Genomic DNA, 17,592 nt, shown 5'->3' on the forward strand with positions numbered 1-17,592 from the left:
TTTGCCATCCGAGAATCAATACAGAGGCGGGAATGCGTTAACCTATCTCCGCCTCGCCATTAAATCTGGCCGCTAATCCATGTCGTCACTGCTCCACAGTTTGTGCCGACGTCTCAGTGCACGTTGCGTCAATGCCTTTGCCATCGCGGCGCCTATTTCAGCGCTAACCACCAGCCCCTGAATAAAGGGACGGTCGTGCATCAACCACGGCAGTCCGCCAAAGGCGATGCGGTTGCGGGCGTTTTCCGGCGCTTGCAGCGTGTAATCTTCGCCGATATCCGGGATCTCATCGCCACAGGCCAGCAGTTGATCGCGTAGCGTTGGGAACGGAATATCTTTGCTCTGCAATGCCCGTTGCCCTCGGGCGTCAATGAATACATCAAATTCACTGCGCTGACCGTGGTGGTAAATGACCGTCCTTTCCTGCTCACTCGTACGCTCATAATCTTTGCCGAGTGCGAGGATCTCAATCAGCCCGGCATCGTGCAGAGCCAGCAATCGGCGGATAGATTCAGACGGGATTGCCGCATAGTTATCAATAAAGACGCGCGCCAGTCCGTGCCTGAAACGTTTTTCGTCGCGAGCATCAAGATGAGGAACGATCTCTTCAATAACCTCATGGAGGCGCAATAAGGTATAGCGCCAGGCGACGGTATGTTGTTCATGCTTGTTGCGCTCAACCTCCACCAGGTTACGCCTCGCCCAGTCAAAAGGGTCATGCTTGAGCCTGTCGGCAAAATAGACCTCGGGGAATGTGTCGGCGTTAAGCGTTGCAAGTGCAACCTGTTGGCACCACCCAGGGGCCGCGTCTTGCAGTTGTTGCACAATAAGCCGGAAGATGCGGTCCAGTAATCCGTTTTGGCCCTCGGCAATGGCGTTTTCAATCGCTTCTTGCGTCACGATATTCAGCGGTTCATAGGGAAGAGGGCAGTAAAAATCCGCTTCAGGCAGCACACCGCTGCGCGACATCAGGGTCAGCTTCAGGTTTTGGCTGTCGGGTTTACGCGTGAACTGCAGTGAATGGTCGGTATTGGTGGTGAAGTTACCATGCTGACTGACCACGGCCATCGCCGCGTCGATAGCGCTTAGCGAGGTGCCCAGAATACCCACCCTGCAAGCGCTAATCCGCGCCTCCATCAGGCCGGTCCACGGACTGGGGAAAAACTTGCGTGCCTGAGCATCAGTTTCTGGCCACAGATGACCGCTGGCGATAGCGGCGAAATCCACTTTGACGGGCTGTGACGCGTGATTGATCCACAGGGAGACCCCAGTCGGGTTTGCTTGCAGGTCGGTGACTTTACTTGATTCATATACGCGAATTGTGAACCCGGATCTTTGCGCTTTATCGACAATGGCTAAAAAACGATCGCGATAATAGTCGCCGAGGATCACGCGGGGCAAAAATTGCCGCTCATGCAACGATGTACGTTCAAGCCGAAACTGCGCCAGGTATTCATCGCTTTGATTCTGTAGCCACGTCAGATAACTGATATAAATCGGCGGGATCTCAATGCTGGCTATATTGGCCAGCATGTGGTCTGCGTTGTTGTCGCTGTTATAAGGCATGCCTACGCCAGCTTCCTCAGCTTGCTCATAAAGCTGTATCTCCAGCGGTTCACCGCGCTCAACGAGGGCATGAAACGTATAAATTCCGGTGGGACCTACGCCGACGATGGCCACTTTTTTCATGGGGATCCTTTGTAGAAAGTTCGACGTGGTAGTCGGGGTTTTGCTTAACCTGTGCCAGGTAAGTGTGGTCGATAATTCGCAGGAGGAGGACGGTATTTTGCCTGGGAGGGGGAAAAAATAGGAATTTTGCAGCGTCTGACAGCATAAAAAAAGGCCACCCGATATAACCGGGTAGCCTTTTGTACATCAGATATGGGCCAATTACGCCAGCACTAAATCACCCTGCGGATGACAGGAGCAAGCCAGCACATAACCTTCAGCAATTTCTGCGTCGGTCAGCGTCATGGTGCTGCTGACCGTGTAGTTACCGTCAACCACTTTGGTTTTGCAGCAGCCGCAAACGCCCGCACGGCATGCGGCGACAACCGGCACTTTATTGCTTTCCAGCGCTTCCAGCAGCGTACTGCCTACCGGCGCATAAAACTCTTTTGCCGGCTGCAGTTTGGTGAACTTCAGACCGCTGGTGGCGGCTTCAGCTACCGGGGTGAAGAACTGCTCTTTAAAGAAGCGTGTCACGCCCAGCGCGTTGACTTCTTTCTCGACCAGATCCATATACGGCGCCGGGCCGCAGGTCATCACGGTGCGAGAAGCCAGGTCCGGTACGCTTTGCAGCAGTTCGGTGGTCAGTCGGCCGGAAACAAAACCTTCAGTGGCATTGTTTTCAGCAACTAAGGTCACCGGATACTCGCGCCATTCGTCGGCAAAAATGACATCTTGCGGTGAACGGACGTTAAAGATCACCTGCACATCTGCCTGTGGGCGGTATTTTGCCAACCAGCGACGCATTGACATGATTGGCGTGACGCCACAGCCAGCGGCCAGCATCAGGAACCTGTCTTCCGCTTTATCTTCACAGGTGAATTCACCCATTGCATCGGACAGCCAGATATAGTCGCCGCGCTTCACGTCGCGGGTTAACCACTGTGAGCCTGCGCCATCGTCAATGCGGCGGATGGTCAGCGTGATGTATTCGCTAACGCCCGGCGTTGAAGAGAGGGTGTAAGCACGCAGCGTGTCCACTGAATTACGTACGCTGACCAGTGCATACTGCCCGGCGCGGTACGGATAATAGTCGTGGCACAGCAACGAAATTGTCCATACATCCGGCGTTTCCTGATGGATGTGATGAACCTGCATCCGCCATGGGCACTGATGAGTTGGCATTGTCATTCTTTACTCCTTACGCGCTCAGCAGTTGCTTCATGTCTTCTTCAACGGTGGTCACGGAACGCAGACCGAACTTCTCGTTGAGAACTGCCAGCAGGTCCGGCGTGAAGAAGCCAGGCGCAGTCGGGCCAGTGACGATGTTTTTCACACCCAGAGACAGCAGGGTCAGCAGAATGACAATCGCTTTCTGTTCGAACCAGGAGAGCACCAGAGACAGCGGCAGATCGTTCACGCCACAGCCCAGTTTCTCAGCCAGGGTTACCGCCAGGATGATGGCAGAGTATGCATCGTTACACTGACCTGCATCGACCAGACGCGGCAGGCCTTCGATATCGCCGAACTCCAGTTTGTTGAAACGGTATTTACCGCACGCCAGGGTCAGGATCAGGCAGTCGTCCGGCACGCTGGTGGCGAAGTCGGTGAAGTAGTTACGTTCGCCACGCGCGCCATCACAACCGCCAACCAGGAAGATGTGACGCAGTTTTTCGCGGCTTACCAGATCGATCAGGGTATCAGCCGCGCCCAGCAGAGTCTGACGACCGAAACCAACGGTGATCAGGTGCGGAATTTCGCTGTACGGGAAGCCCGCCATCTGCTGAGCCTGAGCAATTACCGGAGCGAAGTTGTCGCCTTCGAGGTGGCTTACACCCGGCCAACCGACGATGCTACGAGTCCAGATACGGTCATCGTAGGCACCAACAGTTGGGTCGATGATGCAGTTAGAGGTCATTACGATTGGGCCCGGGAAGCGAGCAAATTCAACCTGCTGATTCTGCCAGCCGCTGCCGTAGTTACCGATCAGGTGTTTGAACTTACGCAGTTCCGGGTAGCCGTGCGCCGGCAGCATTTCACCGTGGGTATAGACGTTAACGCCGGTACCTTCGGTCTGCTCCAGCAGGTTGTACAGATCTTTCAGGTCGTGACCGGAGATCAGGATGCACTTACCTTCGGTTGCTTTGACGTTGACCTGAGTTGGCGTCGGGTGGCCGTATTTAGTGGTTTCGCCAGCATCCAGAATGCTCATCACTTTGAAGTTCATCTGGCCGATTTCCATTGAGCACTCCAGCAGAGCGTTCATATCGGAAGGCCAGGTTCCCAGCCATGCCATGATTTTGTGGTACTGAGCGTAGATGTCGTTGTCGTACTGACCGAGAACGTGCGCGTGCTCCATGTAAGCTGCCGCACCTTTCAGGCCGTACAGGCACAGCAGACGCAGGCCGAGAATGTTCTCGCCGATGGCTGCTTTGTCTTTGTTCGGGGTAAATTCAGCGGCCTGACGTTGCAGGTCGCCCAGATCGTCGCTGACCAGTTGCAGATCGGCCATCGGGTTAGCGACCGCTGCGTTCGCGTCGATGTTCAGGCATTGCGCTTTCAGGGCGTCGCGCATGGCGATAGCTTCACGGGCATAGCCAACAATACGCGGAGAATCGAAGTTAACGTTGGTCAGCGTGGAGAAGAATGCACGCGGCGCAAAGTTATCAACTTCATGGTCGATGATGCCGTATTCACGTGCCTTAACAGCCCATGCAGACAGACCTTGTAGGGAAGCAATCAGCAGATCCTGCAAATCGGAGGTTTCAGCCGTTTTACCGCACATACCCTGCGCGTAAGAGCAGCCGTTTCCTGCCGGAGTACGGATGGTTTGTTCACATTGCACACAAAACATGGTCACACCTTTTAAAGTTATATTTAATATACATGTTTAAGGTTATGCCTGTGCGCGAAGGGATAAAAGGGATTTCTGCTACAACTTGCAGGGAGATTGATTTAGCGCAATTTTGGCGGTAGATGACTACCGCCAGAGAGGTATCTGTCCTGACTTCAGGCGGAGAAAAACGCCATCAGCAAAGGTACTAACAGACTCAGAATAAAGCCGTGGACGATGGCTGCCGGAACCATCTCCAGACCGCCGCTGCGTTGGAGCACCGGTAAGGTGAAATCCATTGATGTCGCGCCACATAGCCCCAGCGCGGTTGAGCGGCTGCGGCCCACCATTCCAGGAATCAACATAATGGCAATCAGTTCGCGGGCCAGGTCATTAAAGAAGGCGGCGCTACCAATCACCGGCCCGAACGATTCGGTTAACAGAATACCGGACAGGGAATACCAGCCAAAACCAGACGCCATCGCCAGCGCGGTTTTCAGCGGCAGGCCGAGGATCAACGCATTAATAACCCCCGCCAGCATCGAACTGGCGACGACGACCACCGCAACAATCATCCCCCGGCGATTCAGCACAATTTGCTTTAAGGTCATACCGCTATTGCGCAGTTGAATCCCGACCAGGAACAGTAAAAAGATTAACGTATATTCGCTGGCTTCGGTGGCGTGCTGCAGAATAGGAAGACCGGTGAGGCCGAGCAGAAAACCCACGACGACGACGCCACAAAGCTGAAGCGACTCAAGTGCCATCGCAATTCGCGAGGGTAGCTTTTCTTGCTTGTGGTTATGTCGCCAGGGCAGCGAACGCTCCAGCCAGAACAGCGCCGCGATATTACACAGCAAAATGACCGTCACGCTGACCGCAGAATAATGAAGAATGGCTAACAGGTTGCTGGCGAGATTATCCAGAAACGCCAGGCTGATACCCATAAAAAAGAGAATAAGGTAGACGATCCAGCTCAACAGGCGATTGATGAGTTTTAATGCAGCCCTGTACCGAAGCGGAATAAGGTAGCCCACAATAAGGGGAACCAGAATGATTAACAGCCCTGAAAACATGAAAACCAGATCCTTGCTGAGAGTAAGACGAAATGCGCCAGCACACACTACTCAATGCAAAGAAGGGAGTAAAGTTGCAAATAAAAGGAAATATAGCGGGGGGAAAAAGACCTGACTTGCGCCAGGCCTTTTTTGTTATCGATTAATCGCGTTTTTCCAGCAGAGTGCGGTAAATAAGACCGCCGAGGACACCACCGATAATCGGCATAACCCAGAAGAACCACAATTGTTGCAATGCCCAGCCGCCCTGGAAGATGGCTACGGCGGTACTACGTGCCGGGTTAACGGAGGTGTTGGTAACCGGAATACTGATCAAGTGGATCAGGGTTAACGCCAGACCAATCGCAATAGGTGCAAAACCTGCCGGAGCATGTTTATCGGTCGCACCGTGGATCACTAATAAGAAACCAGCGGTCAAAATAATTTCAATTACGACGGCAGACAGCATTGAATAGCTGCCAGGTGAATGTTCACCAAAGCCGTTCGAGGCAAAACCACTGGCAGTTGCGTCAAAACCAGCTTTACCGCTGGCAATAAGATACAGTGCCGCTGCTGCAACAATACCGCCCACAACCTGAGCGATAACATAACCAATAACGTCTTTTGCCGGGAAGCGACCGCCCGCCCATAAACCGAAGGTCACCGCCGGGTTAAAGTGTCCGCCGGAAATATGACCTACGGCGAATGCCATGGTTAATACGGTCAAACCAAACGCCAGCGCGACACCGGCAAATCCAATACCCAACTCCGGGAATGCTGCGGCCAGAACTGCGCTACCGCACCCACCAAAGACGAGCCAAAACGTACCGAAGAATTCGGCTGCTAATTTCCTGAACATAACCACCTCAATTAAAAGTTCCGGGTTCGTGTTCCTTACCCGGTAATTCATCGCTAAAAGGGACGATGATGAAAGAGCCGGTATTTTAGAAAAAAACATCATCCCTTCGCCAGTTAAATTGATGAAAAAATTTGATTTAAGGCAATATGTTGTGATTCCTTTTTGAATATTGGATGAATGAAGCATAGTTCAATTAGCAAAACGGCGATGATTGAGTTCTGAAATAATATTCTGGAGAAAACATAAGAAGAATATTCTTATATTTTTTGATTTCTGCGACTAACCTCCTGATCATATCGGGTGTCCTGAGCGCCCGCTTGCCGTTATACTCCTGATAACTTGAAGGAAAAAGTTAGCATTTCCGGAGGCTATATGATTCTCGAACGCGTTGAGATTGTTGGATTTCGTGGTATTAACCGTCTGTCGTTGATGCTGGAGCAAAGCAACGTGCTGATTGGGGAGAACGCGTGGGGTAAGTCCAGTCTGCTGGATGCTTTAACCCTGTTGCTGTCGCCGGAAACTGATTTGTACCACTTTGACCGCGAAGATTTCTGGTTCCCGCCGGGCGATATTCAAGGCCGGGAACATCATCTGCATATCATCCTGACGTTTCGTGAGTCTCAACCGGGTCGCCACCGCGTGCGCAGGTATCGCCCTCTGGAAGCCAGCTGGACGCTGTGTCAGGATGGCTATCACCGCATATTCTATCGACTGGAAGGTGAATGTGCGGACGACGGTAGCGTTCTGACGTTACGCAGTTTTCTGGATGGCGAGGGCCATCAGCTTCCCCTCGACGACATTAACGATCAGGCGCGGCACCTCGTGCGTTTGATGCCAGTACTGCGCCTGCGCGACGCACGTTTTATGCGACGGATCCGAAACGGTACGGTGCCGGATTCGGCGGATGTCGAAGTGACCGCGCGGCAACTGGATTTTCTGGCACGTGAACTGGCTACCCGACCGCAAAACCTGACAGATGGGCAGATACGTCAGGGGTTATCGGCCATGGTACAGCTATTGGAACACTATTTTTCTGAGCAGGGTTCCAGTCAGTCCCGCTATCGTCTGATGCGTCGACGTTCCAATAACGAACAACGTAGCTGGCGCTATCTGGATATTATCAACCGTATGATTGATAGACCGGGCGGACGCACGCACCGCGTGATCTTGTTGGGACTGTTTTCGACGCTGTTACAGGCCAAAGGTACGCTGAGGCTGGATAAAGACGCCCGGCCGTTACTGTTGGTAGAAGATCCTGAAACGCGTTTACATCCGATTATGCTGTCGGTTGCCTGGCACCTGCTGAATTTGCTTCCACTGCAACGGGTGGCGACCACCAACTCAGGTGAGTTACTGTCCCTCACCCCCGTGGAACATGTTGTCCGCCTGGTGCGTGAGTCCTCCCGCGTCGCCGCCTGGCGGCTTGGGCCAGGTGGGATCAGCGCAGAAGATGGTCGGCGTATTGCCTTTCATATTCGTTTTAACCGTGCATCGTCGTTGTTTGCCCGCTGTTGGCTGCTGGTGGAAGGCGAAACGGAAACTTGGGTCATTAACGAACTGGCCCGCCAGTGTGGGCACCACTTTGATGCGGAAGGTATCAAAGTCATTGAATTTGCCCAGTCCGGCCTTAAGCCGCTGGTTAAGTTCGCTCGCCGGATGGGTATCGAGTGGCATGTGCTGGTTGATGGTGATGAAGCCGGGAAAAAGTATGCCGCTACGGTGCGGAGTTTGTTGAATAACGACAGAGAAGAAGAGCGCGATCATTTAACCATGCTTCCCGCGCTGGACATGGAACACTTTATGTATCGCCAGGGGTTCGCTGACGTATTCCACAGGGTGGCGCAAATCCCCGAAAACGTGCCCATGAATATGCGCAAAATTATCTCGAAGGCGATTCACCGGTCGTCAAAACCAGATTTAGCCATTGAGGTGGCGATGGAAGCCGGGCGGCGCGGCGTTGACGCGGTGCCAACGCTGCTGCGAAAAATGTTCTCCCGCGTGCTGTGGTTGGCACGCGGCAGAGCGGATTAGTTGCGAAACATCGACGACAGCTGCGAGTGGATGCTGTCCAGTAACTGGTAGCGACGGCGGTATTCCGCGCGTTTTTTGCTGGCAATGTCCGCTTCGCTTTTTCGCGCCATTGTGCGTGGGATATGGTAATAGCCGTGACTGTCGCACTCACCGCCAACCGACTCCCAAAATGCGTTGTAGTCGGAAAGTATCACCTTGTTTTTATCGTGGTAACGCGGGCTGCGAAAGATATGCTGTTCATTACTGACAGCCAGAATTTGTTTAATATTCAATTGTTCTGCAAAACAGCAAATGGCTTCCATCACAATACGTTTAGGGAAAATTCCATAGCATGATTTGGTCGCTTTTTGAATTTCTTCATGTGGCAGTAATCGACTGCCTCCCTGTAACCCGCCAATAAACAGTGTGCTGCTTCCTTGATAATTGCACAGCGTAAACGTCATTTCCGCTAAAGTCTCGCCAGCGCTATTGCGTACCAGAATGGTACTTTCACCTTCTTTATCCAGTGAGATAAATGAGCCCAGTATTACGCTAAATATTTCGCTATTTTTGCCTTCAATTTGTGCCAGTTGTAATCCATCCGCACTTAAATAAGCTTTATATTCCGTGGCTGAAAAATAGCTGCGGATAGCATTGTAATGAAAACGCACAGCATCCAGTTTCATTTTCCGATCAAGGTTTTGTGCGAGATAGGCGCGATGTAGGCGAACCGGCAGACGAGGCTGGCGTGCCAGTACGCTATCGAGATCAGGCCATTGCGCCAGTTCAGTCATCCATTCATGCATTAATCGTGGCATAAGCGCTGAGCGCAACAAAAACTTACGACGGAAGCTACGCTGATGCCAAAATTTTCCAGGTCGCCAATGTCCGGTCATCAGGCTACAAAAGAGGCTAAAACTTGTGGCGGGTTTTGAAGAATGAAAAGTGCTGTCAGTTAGCTGGCTCATAATAACAATCCGATGGATACTCTGGTACTAATTTCAACACAGCGGATCTTAACCATTCATCAATAACTCTGTTATTCTTGCGTTTTTCAACGGCTATTTATTTAACGTTGATGTTTACCACTCCACTCTGGTGGACGTATTGGGGGAAATTGGGACATTTATGAAGCTCAAGGGAAAAATCAAAAAGCGCTATTTTCTCTTCGCCATCATCATTATTGTGGCGATAATTGCACTTTGGCGAACGCTTAATGCGCCTTTACCTCAGTATCAAACGTTAATTGTGCGTCCGGGCGATCTGCAGCAAAGCGTACTGGCAACCGGGAAACTGGATGCGTTGCGTAAAGTTGACGTCGGGGCGCAGGTAAGCGGGCAGTTAAAAACGCTGTCGGTCGCCATTGGCGACAAAGTAAAAAAAGATCAACTGCTTGGCGTTATCGATCCTGAACAGGCGCAAAACCAGATTAAAGAGGTTGAAGCGACGCTGATGGAATTACGCGCTCAGCGTTTACAGGCTGAAGCCGAGTGGAAACTGGCGCGGGTAACGCTTTCCCGTCAGCAACAGCTGGCGAAAACCCAGGCTGTCTCGCAGCAGGATCTCGACACGGCGGCTACTCAGATGGCGGTCAAACAGGCGCAAATCGGCACAATTGATGCGCAAATTAAGCGTAATCAGGCCTCTCTCGATACGGCAAAAACCAACCTTGATTACACCCGCATCGTCGCGCCAATGGCAGGCGAAGTCACGCAAATTACTACCCTTCAGGGGCAAACCGTTATTGCTGCCCAGCAGGCGCCTAACATTCTGACATTGGCAGATATGAGCACCATGCTGGTGAAAGCGCAGGTTTCCGAGGCGGATGTGATTCACCTGCATCCCGGGCAAAAGGCCTGGTTTACCGTTCTGGGCGATCCTCAGACGCGCTACGAAGGTAAGCTCAAAGATGTTCTTCCGACGCCAGAGAAAGTGAATGATGCAATTTTCTACTATGCTCGCTTCGAAGTTCCCAACCCGAAAGGGATCCTGCGTCTGGATATGACCGCGCAGGTCCATATCCAGCTCACGGATGTGAAAAATGTCCTGACGATCCCGCTGTCGGCGCTGGGTGATCCTATTGGCAACAATCGTTATAACGTCAGGCTGCTGCGTAATGGCGAAACCCGTGAACGCGAAGTGGTTATCGGCGCGCGTAATGACACCGATGTGGAGATCGTGAAAGGGCTGGAAGAGGGGGATGAAGTCATCACCGGTGAGGGCAACGCTGGAGCGCCAAAATGACGGCATTGCTTGAACTGAGCAATATCCGCCGCAGCTATCCGTCAGGCGAAGGTCAGGTCGAGGTATTGAAGGACGTATCCTTGAGCATTCAGGCCGGGGAAATGGTGGCGATTGTCGGGGCGTCTGGCTCGGGTAAATCGACGCTGATGAATATTCTCGGCTGTCTGGACAAACCCACCAGCGGTATGTATCGGGTTGCCGGGCGCGATGTCTCCACGCTGGATAGCGATGCGTTAGCCCAGCTGCGTCGCGAACATTTCGGTTTTATCTTCCAGCGTTATCATTTGTTGTCGCATTTAACCGCCGCGCAAAACGTTGAGGTGCCTGCAGTCTACGCTGGCACCGAACGTAAGCAGCGCCTGGCCCGTGCGCAAGAACTCCTGCAGCGACTGGGTCTGGGCGACAGAGTCGACTATCAGCCTTCCCAGCTTTCCGGTGGTCAGCAGCAGCGGGTCAGTATTGCGCGTGCGCTGATGAACGGGGGACAGGTTATCCTCGCCGACGAACCCACCGGCGCGCTGGACAGCCATTCAGGCGAAGAGGTGATGGCGATTTTGCATCAGCTGCGCGATCGCGGGCATACGGTGATTATCGTCACTCACGACAGCCAGGTCGCCGCACAGGCCGAACGCGTCATTGAAATTCGTGACGGCGAGATTGTGCGCAATCCGCCGTCGCACAAACCCTCTACCGGGCGCGATATCGCGGAGCCGACGGTGAAAACGGCGTCCGGCTGGGGGCAGTTTGTCAGCGGTTTTCGCGAAGCGCTCACTATGGCCTGGCTAGCAATGGCTGCGAATAAAATGCGAACGCTTCTGACCATGCTTGGGATCATCATCGGTATTGCTTCGGTGGTGTCGATTGTGGTGGTAGGCGATGCGGCTAAACAGCTGGTGCTGGCAGATATTCGCGCTATTGGCACCAATACCATCGATATCTATCCTGGCAAAGATTTCGGCGACGACGACCCACAATATCAACAGGCGCTGAAGTATGACGATTTAACGGCGTTACAGAAGCAGCCCTGGGTCAGTTCGGTGACGCCTGCGGTGTCGAAAAACCTGCGGCTACGCTATGGCAATATCGACGTGGCAGCCAGTGCTAATGGCGTTAGCGGCGACTATTTCAACGTCTATGGCATGACGTTTAGCGAAGGGACCACTTTTAACGCTGAACAACTGGCGGGGCGCGCTCAGGTGGTGGTGCTCGACAGCAATACCCGTCGTCAATTGTTCCCCAACAAAGCGAAAGTTGTCGGCGAAGTCGTGCTGGTGGGGAATATGCCTGCCACGGTGATTGGTGTTGCAGAAGAGAAACAGTCGATGTTTGGCAGTAGCAAGATCCTGCGGGTCTGGCTGCCTTACAGCACCATGTCCGGGCGCATTATGGGGCAGTCGTGGCTGAACTCGATCACCGTGCGGGTGAAAGACGGTTTTGATAGTGCCCAGGCCGAGCAGCAGCTCACCCGACTACTGACGTTACGCCACGGTAAGAAGGATTTCTTCACCTGGAATATGGACGGTGTCTTGAAAACCGCCGAAAAGACCACACGTACATTACAACTCTTCCTGACGCTGGTGGCCGTGATTTCGCTGGTGGTCGGTGGAATTGGTGTGATGAATATTATGCTGGTTTCGGTAACCGAACGAACGCGCGAGATTGGCATTCGTATGGCGGTTGGCGCCCGCGCCAGTGACGTACTGCAGCAGTTCTTAATTGAAGCGGTGCTGGTGTGTCTGGTTGGCGGCGCGTTGGGCATTAGCTTGTCAATGCTGATCGCCTTTACGCTTCAGCTATTCCTGCCAGGCTGGGAAATAGGTTTCTCACCTGTAGCCTTATTGACGGCGTTTCTGTGTTCGACTGTGACCGGGATTTTGTTTGGCTGGCTACCGGCGCGAAATGCGGCGCGGCTGGATCCGGTAGATGCTCTGGCGCGGGAATAATACTATCGAGATAAAAATGCCAGCCGCAAAGGCTGGCATTTTGACTGCGGGATGTACACAATGAAACAGAAGAGCTATGCGACAGCTTCTGCTTCAATGACAGGCACGATGACGCTGGCATGATTGCCTTTTGGCCCCTGGTGGACATCAAACTGGACAGATTGTCCGGCTTTTAGCGTTCTGTAACCATCCATCTGAATGGTGGAGTAATGGGCGAAAATATCTTCGCCGCCGCCTTCGGGGCAGATGAAACCAAACCCTTTGGCGTTGTTGAACCACTTAACAGTACCCGTTTCCATGCTTCGACATCCTTCGTAAATCTTATATAAGTAAGATGGAATGAACCGGTGGCGGAGTGGGGGCTGTTCAAAACCTCGCCAACTCTCGAAACTACAATTTAGAGAAATCAGGCGAGGCGTCAAGCGCCAGGCTGACGGAATAGGGTAAAAATGCATCAAAATTTGAAGCAGTTAACGCTATTGTCGGTTATGTGACAGATGTCGCGGATGGCACTAATAGATGATAGTTATCTAATACTTGAGGTAGATTGATTGTGCGCATAGGCTGCTTGTCAGCGGCAAGATTTTCTGCCGGAAACCGTAACTGAAGATGACGACTGACAATGGGTAAGACTAACGACTGGCTGGATTTCGATCTGCTGGCGGAAGATAAATTGCGCGACGCGCTAAAACCGCCATCTATGTATAAAGTGATATTAGTCAATGATGATTACACTCCGATGGAGTTTGTTATTGACGTGTTACAAAAATTCTTTTCTTATGATGTAGAACGTGCAACGCAACTGATGCTTGCCGTTCACTATCAAGGTAAAGCGATTTGCGGCGTATTCACTGCCGAAGTGGCTGAAACCAAAGTTGCGATGGTGAACAAGTATGCGAGGGAGAACGAGCATCCGTTGCTGTGTACGCTAGAAAAAGCCTGAATGCAGGCATAAATATTGGGGGAGGTGCCTATGCTCAATCAAGAACTGGAGCTCAGTTTAAACATGGCTTTCGCCAGAGCGCGCGAGCACCGACATGAGTTTATGACCGTCGAGCACTTGCTACTGGCATTGCTCAGTAACCCATCGGCCCGCGAAGCGCTGGAAGCGTGTTCCGTGGATCTGGTGGCTCTGCGTCAGGAACTCGAAGCCTTCATTGAACAAACCACACCCGTATTGCCTGCCAGTGAAGAAGAGCGCGACACGCAGCCCACGTTGAGTTTTCAGCGTGTGTTGCAACGCGCGGTCTTTCATGTTCAGTCCTCCGGACGCAATGAAGTTACCGGTGCTAATGTGCTGGTCGCCATCTTCAGCGAGCAGGAATCTCAGGCGGCTTATCTGCTGCGTAAGCATGAAGTGAGTCGCCTTGATGTGGTGAATTTTATTTCTCATGGCACGCGCAAAGACGAACCAAGTCAGTCCTCTGACTCTGGTAATCAGCCGAATAACGAAGAGCAAGCTGGCGGGGAGGACCGTATGGAGAACTTCACGACTAACCTTAACCAGCTTGCCCGTGTGGGCGGAATTGATCCGCTCATTGGCCGGGACAAAGAGCTGGAACGCGCCATTCAGGTACTGTGCCGTCGTCGAAAAAATAACCCGCTGCTGGTGGGTGAGTCTGGCGTCGGTAAAACCGCTATTGCGGAAGGCCTCGCCTGGCGTATCGTCCAGGGCGACGTGCCGGAAGTGATGGCTGATTGTACCCTTTACTCTCTGGATATCGGCTCGCTGCTGGCGGGTACCAAATACCGTGGCGATTTTGAAAAACGCTTTAAGGCGCTGCTGAAACAACTGGAACAGGATACTAACAGCATTCTGTTTATCGATGAGATCCACACCATTATCGGCGCGGGTGCGGCATCGGGCGGCCAGGTGGATGCGGCTAATCTGATCAAACCGTTGCTCTCCAGCGGTAAAATCCGTGTGATAGGCTCCACAACCTATCAGGAATTCAGCAATATCTTTGAAAAGGACCGCGCGCTAGCACGCCGTTTCCAGAAAATCGATATCACTGAGCCGTCGGTAGAAGAGACCGTGCAGATCATCAACGGTCTGAAGCCGAAATACGAAGCGCACCATGACGTTCGCTACACCGCCAAAGCGGTGCGTGCAGCGGTCGAACTGGCGGTGAAATACATTAACGATCGTCATCTGCCGGACAAAGCGATTGACGTGATCGATGAGGCGGGCGCGCGGGCGCGTCTGATGCCGGTCAGCAAGCGCAAGAAAACCGTCAACGTGGCGGATATCGAGTCCGTCGTGGCCCGCATTGCGCGGATCCCGGAGAAGAGCGTTTCGCAGAGCGATCGCGATACGCTGAAAAACCTGGGCAATCGTCTGAAAATGCTGGTATTCGGACAGGATAAAGCCATTGAGGCGCTGACTGAAGCGATCAAAATGAGCCGTGCTGGTCTGGGACACGAGCATAAACCTGTCGGTTCGTTCCTGTTTGCCGGACCGACTGGTGTAGGTAAGACCGAAGTCACGGTGCAGTTGTCCAAAGCGCTGGGTATTGAGCTGCTGCGGTTTGATATGTCCGAGTATATGGAACGTCACACCGTCAGCCGCCTGATTGGTGCGCCTCCGGGATATGTCGGTTTCGACCAGGGCGGTTTGCTGACGGATGCTGTCATTAAACATCCGCATGCGGTACTGCTGCTGGATGAAATCGAAAAAGCGCATCCGGACGTCTTTAACCTGCTGCTGCAGGTGATGGATAACGGTACGCTGACCGACAATAACGGGCGTAAAGCGGATTTCCGCAACGTGGTGCTGGTCATGACCACTAACGCCGGCGTGCGTGAAACCGAGCGTAAATCGATTGGGCTGATTCATCAGGACAACAGTACTGATGCGATGGGCGAAATCAAAAAAGTGTTTACGCCGGAATTCCGTAACCGTCTCGACAACATTATCTGGTTCGATCATCTCTCTACTGAGGTGATTCATCAGGTTGTTGATAAGTTTATCGTCGAACTTCAGGTTCAGTTGGATCAGAAAGGTGTCTCTCTGGAAGTGAGTCAGGAAGCCCGCGACTGGCTGGCTGAGAAGGGCTATGACCGCGCAATGGGCGCACGCCCGATGACGCGCGTTGTCCAGGATAACCTGAAAAAACCATTGGCTAACGAACTGCTGTTCGGCTCGCTTGTGGATGGCGGTCAGGTGACCGTTGCGCTGGATAAAGAGAAAAATGAGCTGACTTATGGTTTCCAGAGTGCGCAAAAGCACAAGCCAGAAGCAGCACATTAATATCTAATCACCTAATGAACCGGGCGTAATGCCCGGTTTTTTTTCGCCTGAAAGTCGTGATTTGAATAGGGGGGTAAACGGCAGGCAAAAAATAAGCCTGCGTAAGGGAGATTACGCAGGCTAAGGAGGTGGTTCCTGGTACAGCTAGCATTTATGGGTTATGTTTTTCAGCGGATGGGATAATACCCTTAATGAACGAAGCGGTATGTGATCGATTTCTAAGAATCTTCCGAACGCTGAAAAATAACCGTAATTAACTACTTAGCATGTGGGTTGCGCGTGGACTCACCGGCAAAATTACGCATCAACAATGCATAATTCAGATCGATATCCTCCGGTACAGGCATCCACACGGTGTAACCATCGCCCGGCGCAACCGGCATCGCTTCGCCTTTCGCGTTTTCCATCTGTTCGAGGGTAAAGTTGATGTTGCCCTGTGGGGTCATCAGCTCCAGGCTGTCGCCGACGGTGAATTTATTTTTCACCAGCACAGCCGCCAGTTCACCTTTACGTTCGCCAGTGAATTCGCCGACAAACTGCTGACGCTCGGAAACAGAGAAGCCGTATTCGTAGTTCTGATAGTCGTCATGCGTATGGCGGCGCAGGAACCCCTCGGTGTAACCGCGATGCGCCAGACCTTCCAGCGTTTCCAGCAGTTGCGGGTCGAACGGTTTCCCGGCAGCGGCATCATCAATGGCCTTGCGATAAACCTGCGCGGTACGTGCACAGTAATAGTATGATTTAGTACGGCCTTCAATTTTCAGCGAATGCACGCCCATCTGAGTCAGGCGCTCAACGTGGGCAATGGCACGCAAATCCTTCGAGTTCATGATGTAAGTGCCGTGTTCGTCTTCAAACGCGGTCATGTACTCACCCGGACGCTGGGCTTCTTCGATCATAAAGACTTTGTCAGTCGGCGCGCCAATACCCAGCGTCGGCTCAACATTTTGTACCGGGATAGGCTCGTACTTATGCACGATATTGCCCACCACGTCTTCTTTGCCTTCCTGCACGTTGTATTCCCAGCGGCAGGCATTGGTACAGGTACCCTGATTTGGGTCACGCTTGTTGATGTAGCCAGAGAGCAGGCAGCGGCCGGAGTAAGCCATGCACAGCGCGCCGTGAACAAAGATCTCAATTTCCATATCCGGCACCTGGGTGCGGATCTCTTCAATTTCTTCCAACGACAGTTCGCGGGACAGGATCACACGGGTCAATCCCATCTGCTTCCAGAATTTCACCGTCGCCCAGTTTACGGCGTTAGCCTGTACTGAAAGGTGAATGTCCATGTCAGGGAAGTTTTCGCGCACCAACATAATCAGACCGGGGTCGGACATGATCAGTGCATCCGGTCCCATTTCCACCACCGGTTTCAGGTCACGAATGAAGGTCTTCAGCTTGGCGTTATGCGGGGCAATATTAACCACCACATAGAATTTTTTACCCAGTTCATGGGCTTCATTAATGCCTAGCTGCAGGTTTTCGTGATTGAATTCGTTGTTGCGTACGCGCAGTGAGTAACGCGGCTGGCCCGCATATACAGCGTCTGCGCCATAGGCGAAAGCGTAACGCATGTTTTTCAGCGTTCCCGCCGGGGAAAGGAGTTCCGGTTTAAACATAATTTTCTCGTTCTGATGACAGGTCAGACTCGCCTCACTCAATGAGGCGGTTAGGGGAGTGCCCCCATATTAAGGGCGGGCATTGTAGCGCTGCGGGGAAGACAGGTAAAG

Annotated in this window: 13 protein-coding genes; 5 read left to right on the forward strand and 8 right to left on the reverse strand. The window is 52.6% G+C overall.

The window, feature by feature from the left end; genetic code table 11:
• Positions 1-72: 72 nt before the first annotated feature.
• The 5 genes from HV350_RS09320 to aqpZ form a co-directional block, all read right to left on the reverse strand.
• Complete coding sequence (locus HV350_RS09320; RefSeq protein ID WP_181630310.1) at positions 73-1,689, reverse strand: FAD-NAD(P)-binding protein; 1,617 nt, start codon at positions 1,687-1,689, stop codon at positions 73-75.
• Between the two features lie 201 nt (positions 1,690-1,890).
• The gene (gene hcr / locus HV350_RS09325) at positions 1,891-2,859 is read right to left on the reverse strand and encodes an NADH oxidoreductase (RefSeq protein ID WP_181630311.1); all 969 of its coding nucleotides are present in this window, start codon (positions 2,857-2,859) and stop codon (positions 1,891-1,893) included.
• 10 nt (positions 2,860-2,869) lie between these two features.
• Positions 2,870-4,522, reverse strand: a complete 1,653-nt coding sequence (gene hcp / locus HV350_RS09330) for a hydroxylamine reductase (protein WP_016153657.1) — start codon at positions 4,520-4,522, stop codon at positions 2,870-2,872.
• Positions 4,523-4,677: 155 nt separating this feature from the next.
• Positions 4,678-5,577 carry a lysine exporter LysO family protein gene (locus HV350_RS09335; RefSeq protein ID WP_053388843.1) on the reverse strand — a complete coding sequence of 300 codons (900 nt, stop codon included), beginning with the start codon at positions 5,575-5,577 and terminating at the stop codon, positions 4,678-4,680.
• A gap of 142 nt (positions 5,578-5,719) precedes the next feature.
• A complete protein-coding gene (aqpZ, locus tag HV350_RS09340; RefSeq protein ID WP_181630313.1) occupies positions 5,720-6,415 on the reverse strand; it encodes an aquaporin Z in 696 nt (231 codons plus the stop codon).
• A 372-nt stretch (positions 6,416-6,787) separates the two neighbouring features.
• Here aqpZ and HV350_RS09345 point away from each other — a divergent pair, with 372 nt between their 5' ends.
• Entirely contained in the window at positions 6,788-8,446 is a 1,659-nt protein-coding gene (locus HV350_RS09345) for an ATP-dependent endonuclease (RefSeq protein WP_016153655.1), read from the forward strand.
• Here HV350_RS09345 and HV350_RS09350 read toward each other — a convergent pair.
• A complete protein-coding gene (locus HV350_RS09350; RefSeq protein WP_181630314.1) occupies positions 8,443-9,393 on the reverse strand; it encodes a VirK/YbjX family protein in 951 nt (316 codons plus the stop codon). The two genes, HV350_RS09345 and HV350_RS09350, sit on opposite strands and share 4 nt — an antisense overlap.
• A 160-nt stretch (positions 9,394-9,553) precedes the next feature.
• Here HV350_RS09350 and macA point away from each other — a divergent pair, with 160 nt between their 5' ends.
• The gene (gene macA / locus HV350_RS09355) at positions 9,554-10,669 is read left to right on the forward strand and encodes a macrolide transporter subunit MacA (protein WP_016156938.1); all 1,116 of its coding nucleotides are present in this window, start codon (positions 9,554-9,556) and stop codon (positions 10,667-10,669) included.
• Positions 10,666-12,612: a macrolide ABC transporter ATP-binding protein/permease MacB gene (gene macB / locus HV350_RS09360; protein WP_181630316.1), complete on the forward strand. Its 1,947-nt coding sequence runs from the start codon at positions 10,666-10,668 to the stop codon at positions 12,610-12,612. Before macA ends, macB begins: the two co-directional genes overlap by 4 nt.
• A gap of 74 nt (positions 12,613-12,686) precedes the next feature.
• Here macB and cspD read toward each other — a convergent pair whose 3' ends face one another.
• The gene (cspD, locus tag HV350_RS09365) at positions 12,687-12,911 is read right to left on the reverse strand and encodes a cold shock-like protein CspD (protein ID WP_003036813.1); all 225 of its coding nucleotides are present in this window, start codon (positions 12,909-12,911) and stop codon (positions 12,687-12,689) included.
• Between the two features lie 323 nt (positions 12,912-13,234).
• Between cspD and clpS the strand changes: the two genes are divergently transcribed.
• A complete protein-coding gene (gene clpS / locus HV350_RS09370; RefSeq protein ID WP_003036810.1) occupies positions 13,235-13,555 on the forward strand; it encodes an ATP-dependent Clp protease adapter ClpS in 321 nt (106 codons plus the stop codon).
• 30 nt (positions 13,556-13,585) lie between these two features.
• Positions 13,586-15,862: an ATP-dependent Clp protease ATP-binding subunit ClpA gene (gene clpA, locus HV350_RS09375; protein WP_016153651.1), complete on the forward strand. Its 2,277-nt coding sequence runs from the start codon at positions 13,586-13,588 to the stop codon at positions 15,860-15,862.
• A gap of 257 nt (positions 15,863-16,119) precedes the next feature.
• Here the strand turns inward: clpA and yegQ are convergent, their stop codons facing one another.
• Positions 16,120-17,481, reverse strand: a complete 1,362-nt coding sequence (gene yegQ / locus HV350_RS09380; RefSeq protein WP_006683890.1) for a tRNA 5-hydroxyuridine modification protein YegQ — start codon at positions 17,479-17,481, stop codon at positions 16,120-16,122.
• Between the last annotated feature and the right edge of the window lie 111 nt (positions 17,482-17,592).

It is taken from the genome of Citrobacter sp. RHBSTW-01013, assembly GCF_013781985.1.
GTDB classification, from domain to species: domain Bacteria; phylum Pseudomonadota; class Gammaproteobacteria; order Enterobacterales; family Enterobacteriaceae; genus Citrobacter; species Citrobacter braakii.

Bases quoted from the DNA above. Each gene is read 5' to 3' on its own strand.
- clpA (WP_016153651.1), top strand. From the start codon at position 13,586: ATGCTCAATCAAGAACTGGAGCTCAGTTTAAACATGGCTTTCGCCAGA.
- clpS (WP_003036810.1), top strand. From the start codon at position 13,235: ATGGGTAAGACTAACGACTGGCTGGATTTCGATCTGCTGGCGGAAGAT.
- hcp (WP_016153657.1), bottom strand. From the start codon at position 4,522: ATGTTTTGTGTGCAATGTGAACAAACCATCCGTACTCCGGCAGGAAAC.
- HV350_RS09320 (WP_181630310.1), bottom strand. From the start codon at position 1,689: ATGAAAAAAGTGGCCATCGTCGGCGTAGGTCCCACCGGAATTTATACG.
- hcr (WP_181630311.1), bottom strand. From the start codon at position 2,859: ATGACAATGCCAACTCATCAGTGCCCATGGCGGATGCAGGTTCATCAC.
- HV350_RS09345 (WP_016153655.1), top strand. From the start codon at position 6,788: ATGATTCTCGAACGCGTTGAGATTGTTGGATTTCGTGGTATTAACCGT.
- macA (WP_016156938.1), top strand. From the start codon at position 9,554: ATGAAGCTCAAGGGAAAAATCAAAAAGCGCTATTTTCTCTTCGCCATC.
- aqpZ (WP_181630313.1), bottom strand. From the start codon at position 6,415: ATGTTCAGGAAATTAGCAGCCGAATTCTTCGGTACGTTTTGGCTCGTC.
- cspD (WP_003036813.1), bottom strand. From the start codon at position 12,911: ATGGAAACGGGTACTGTTAAGTGGTTCAACAACGCCAAAGGGTTTGGT.
- yegQ (WP_006683890.1), bottom strand. From the start codon at position 17,481: ATGTTTAAACCGGAACTCCTTTCCCCGGCGGGAACGCTGAAAAACATG.
- HV350_RS09350 (WP_181630314.1), bottom strand. From the start codon at position 9,393: ATGAGCCAGCTAACTGACAGCACTTTTCATTCTTCAAAACCCGCCACA.
- HV350_RS09335 (WP_053388843.1), bottom strand. From the start codon at position 5,577: ATGTTTTCAGGGCTGTTAATCATTCTGGTTCCCCTTATTGTGGGCTAC.
- macB (WP_181630316.1), top strand. From the start codon at position 10,666: ATGACGGCATTGCTTGAACTGAGCAATATCCGCCGCAGCTATCCGTCA.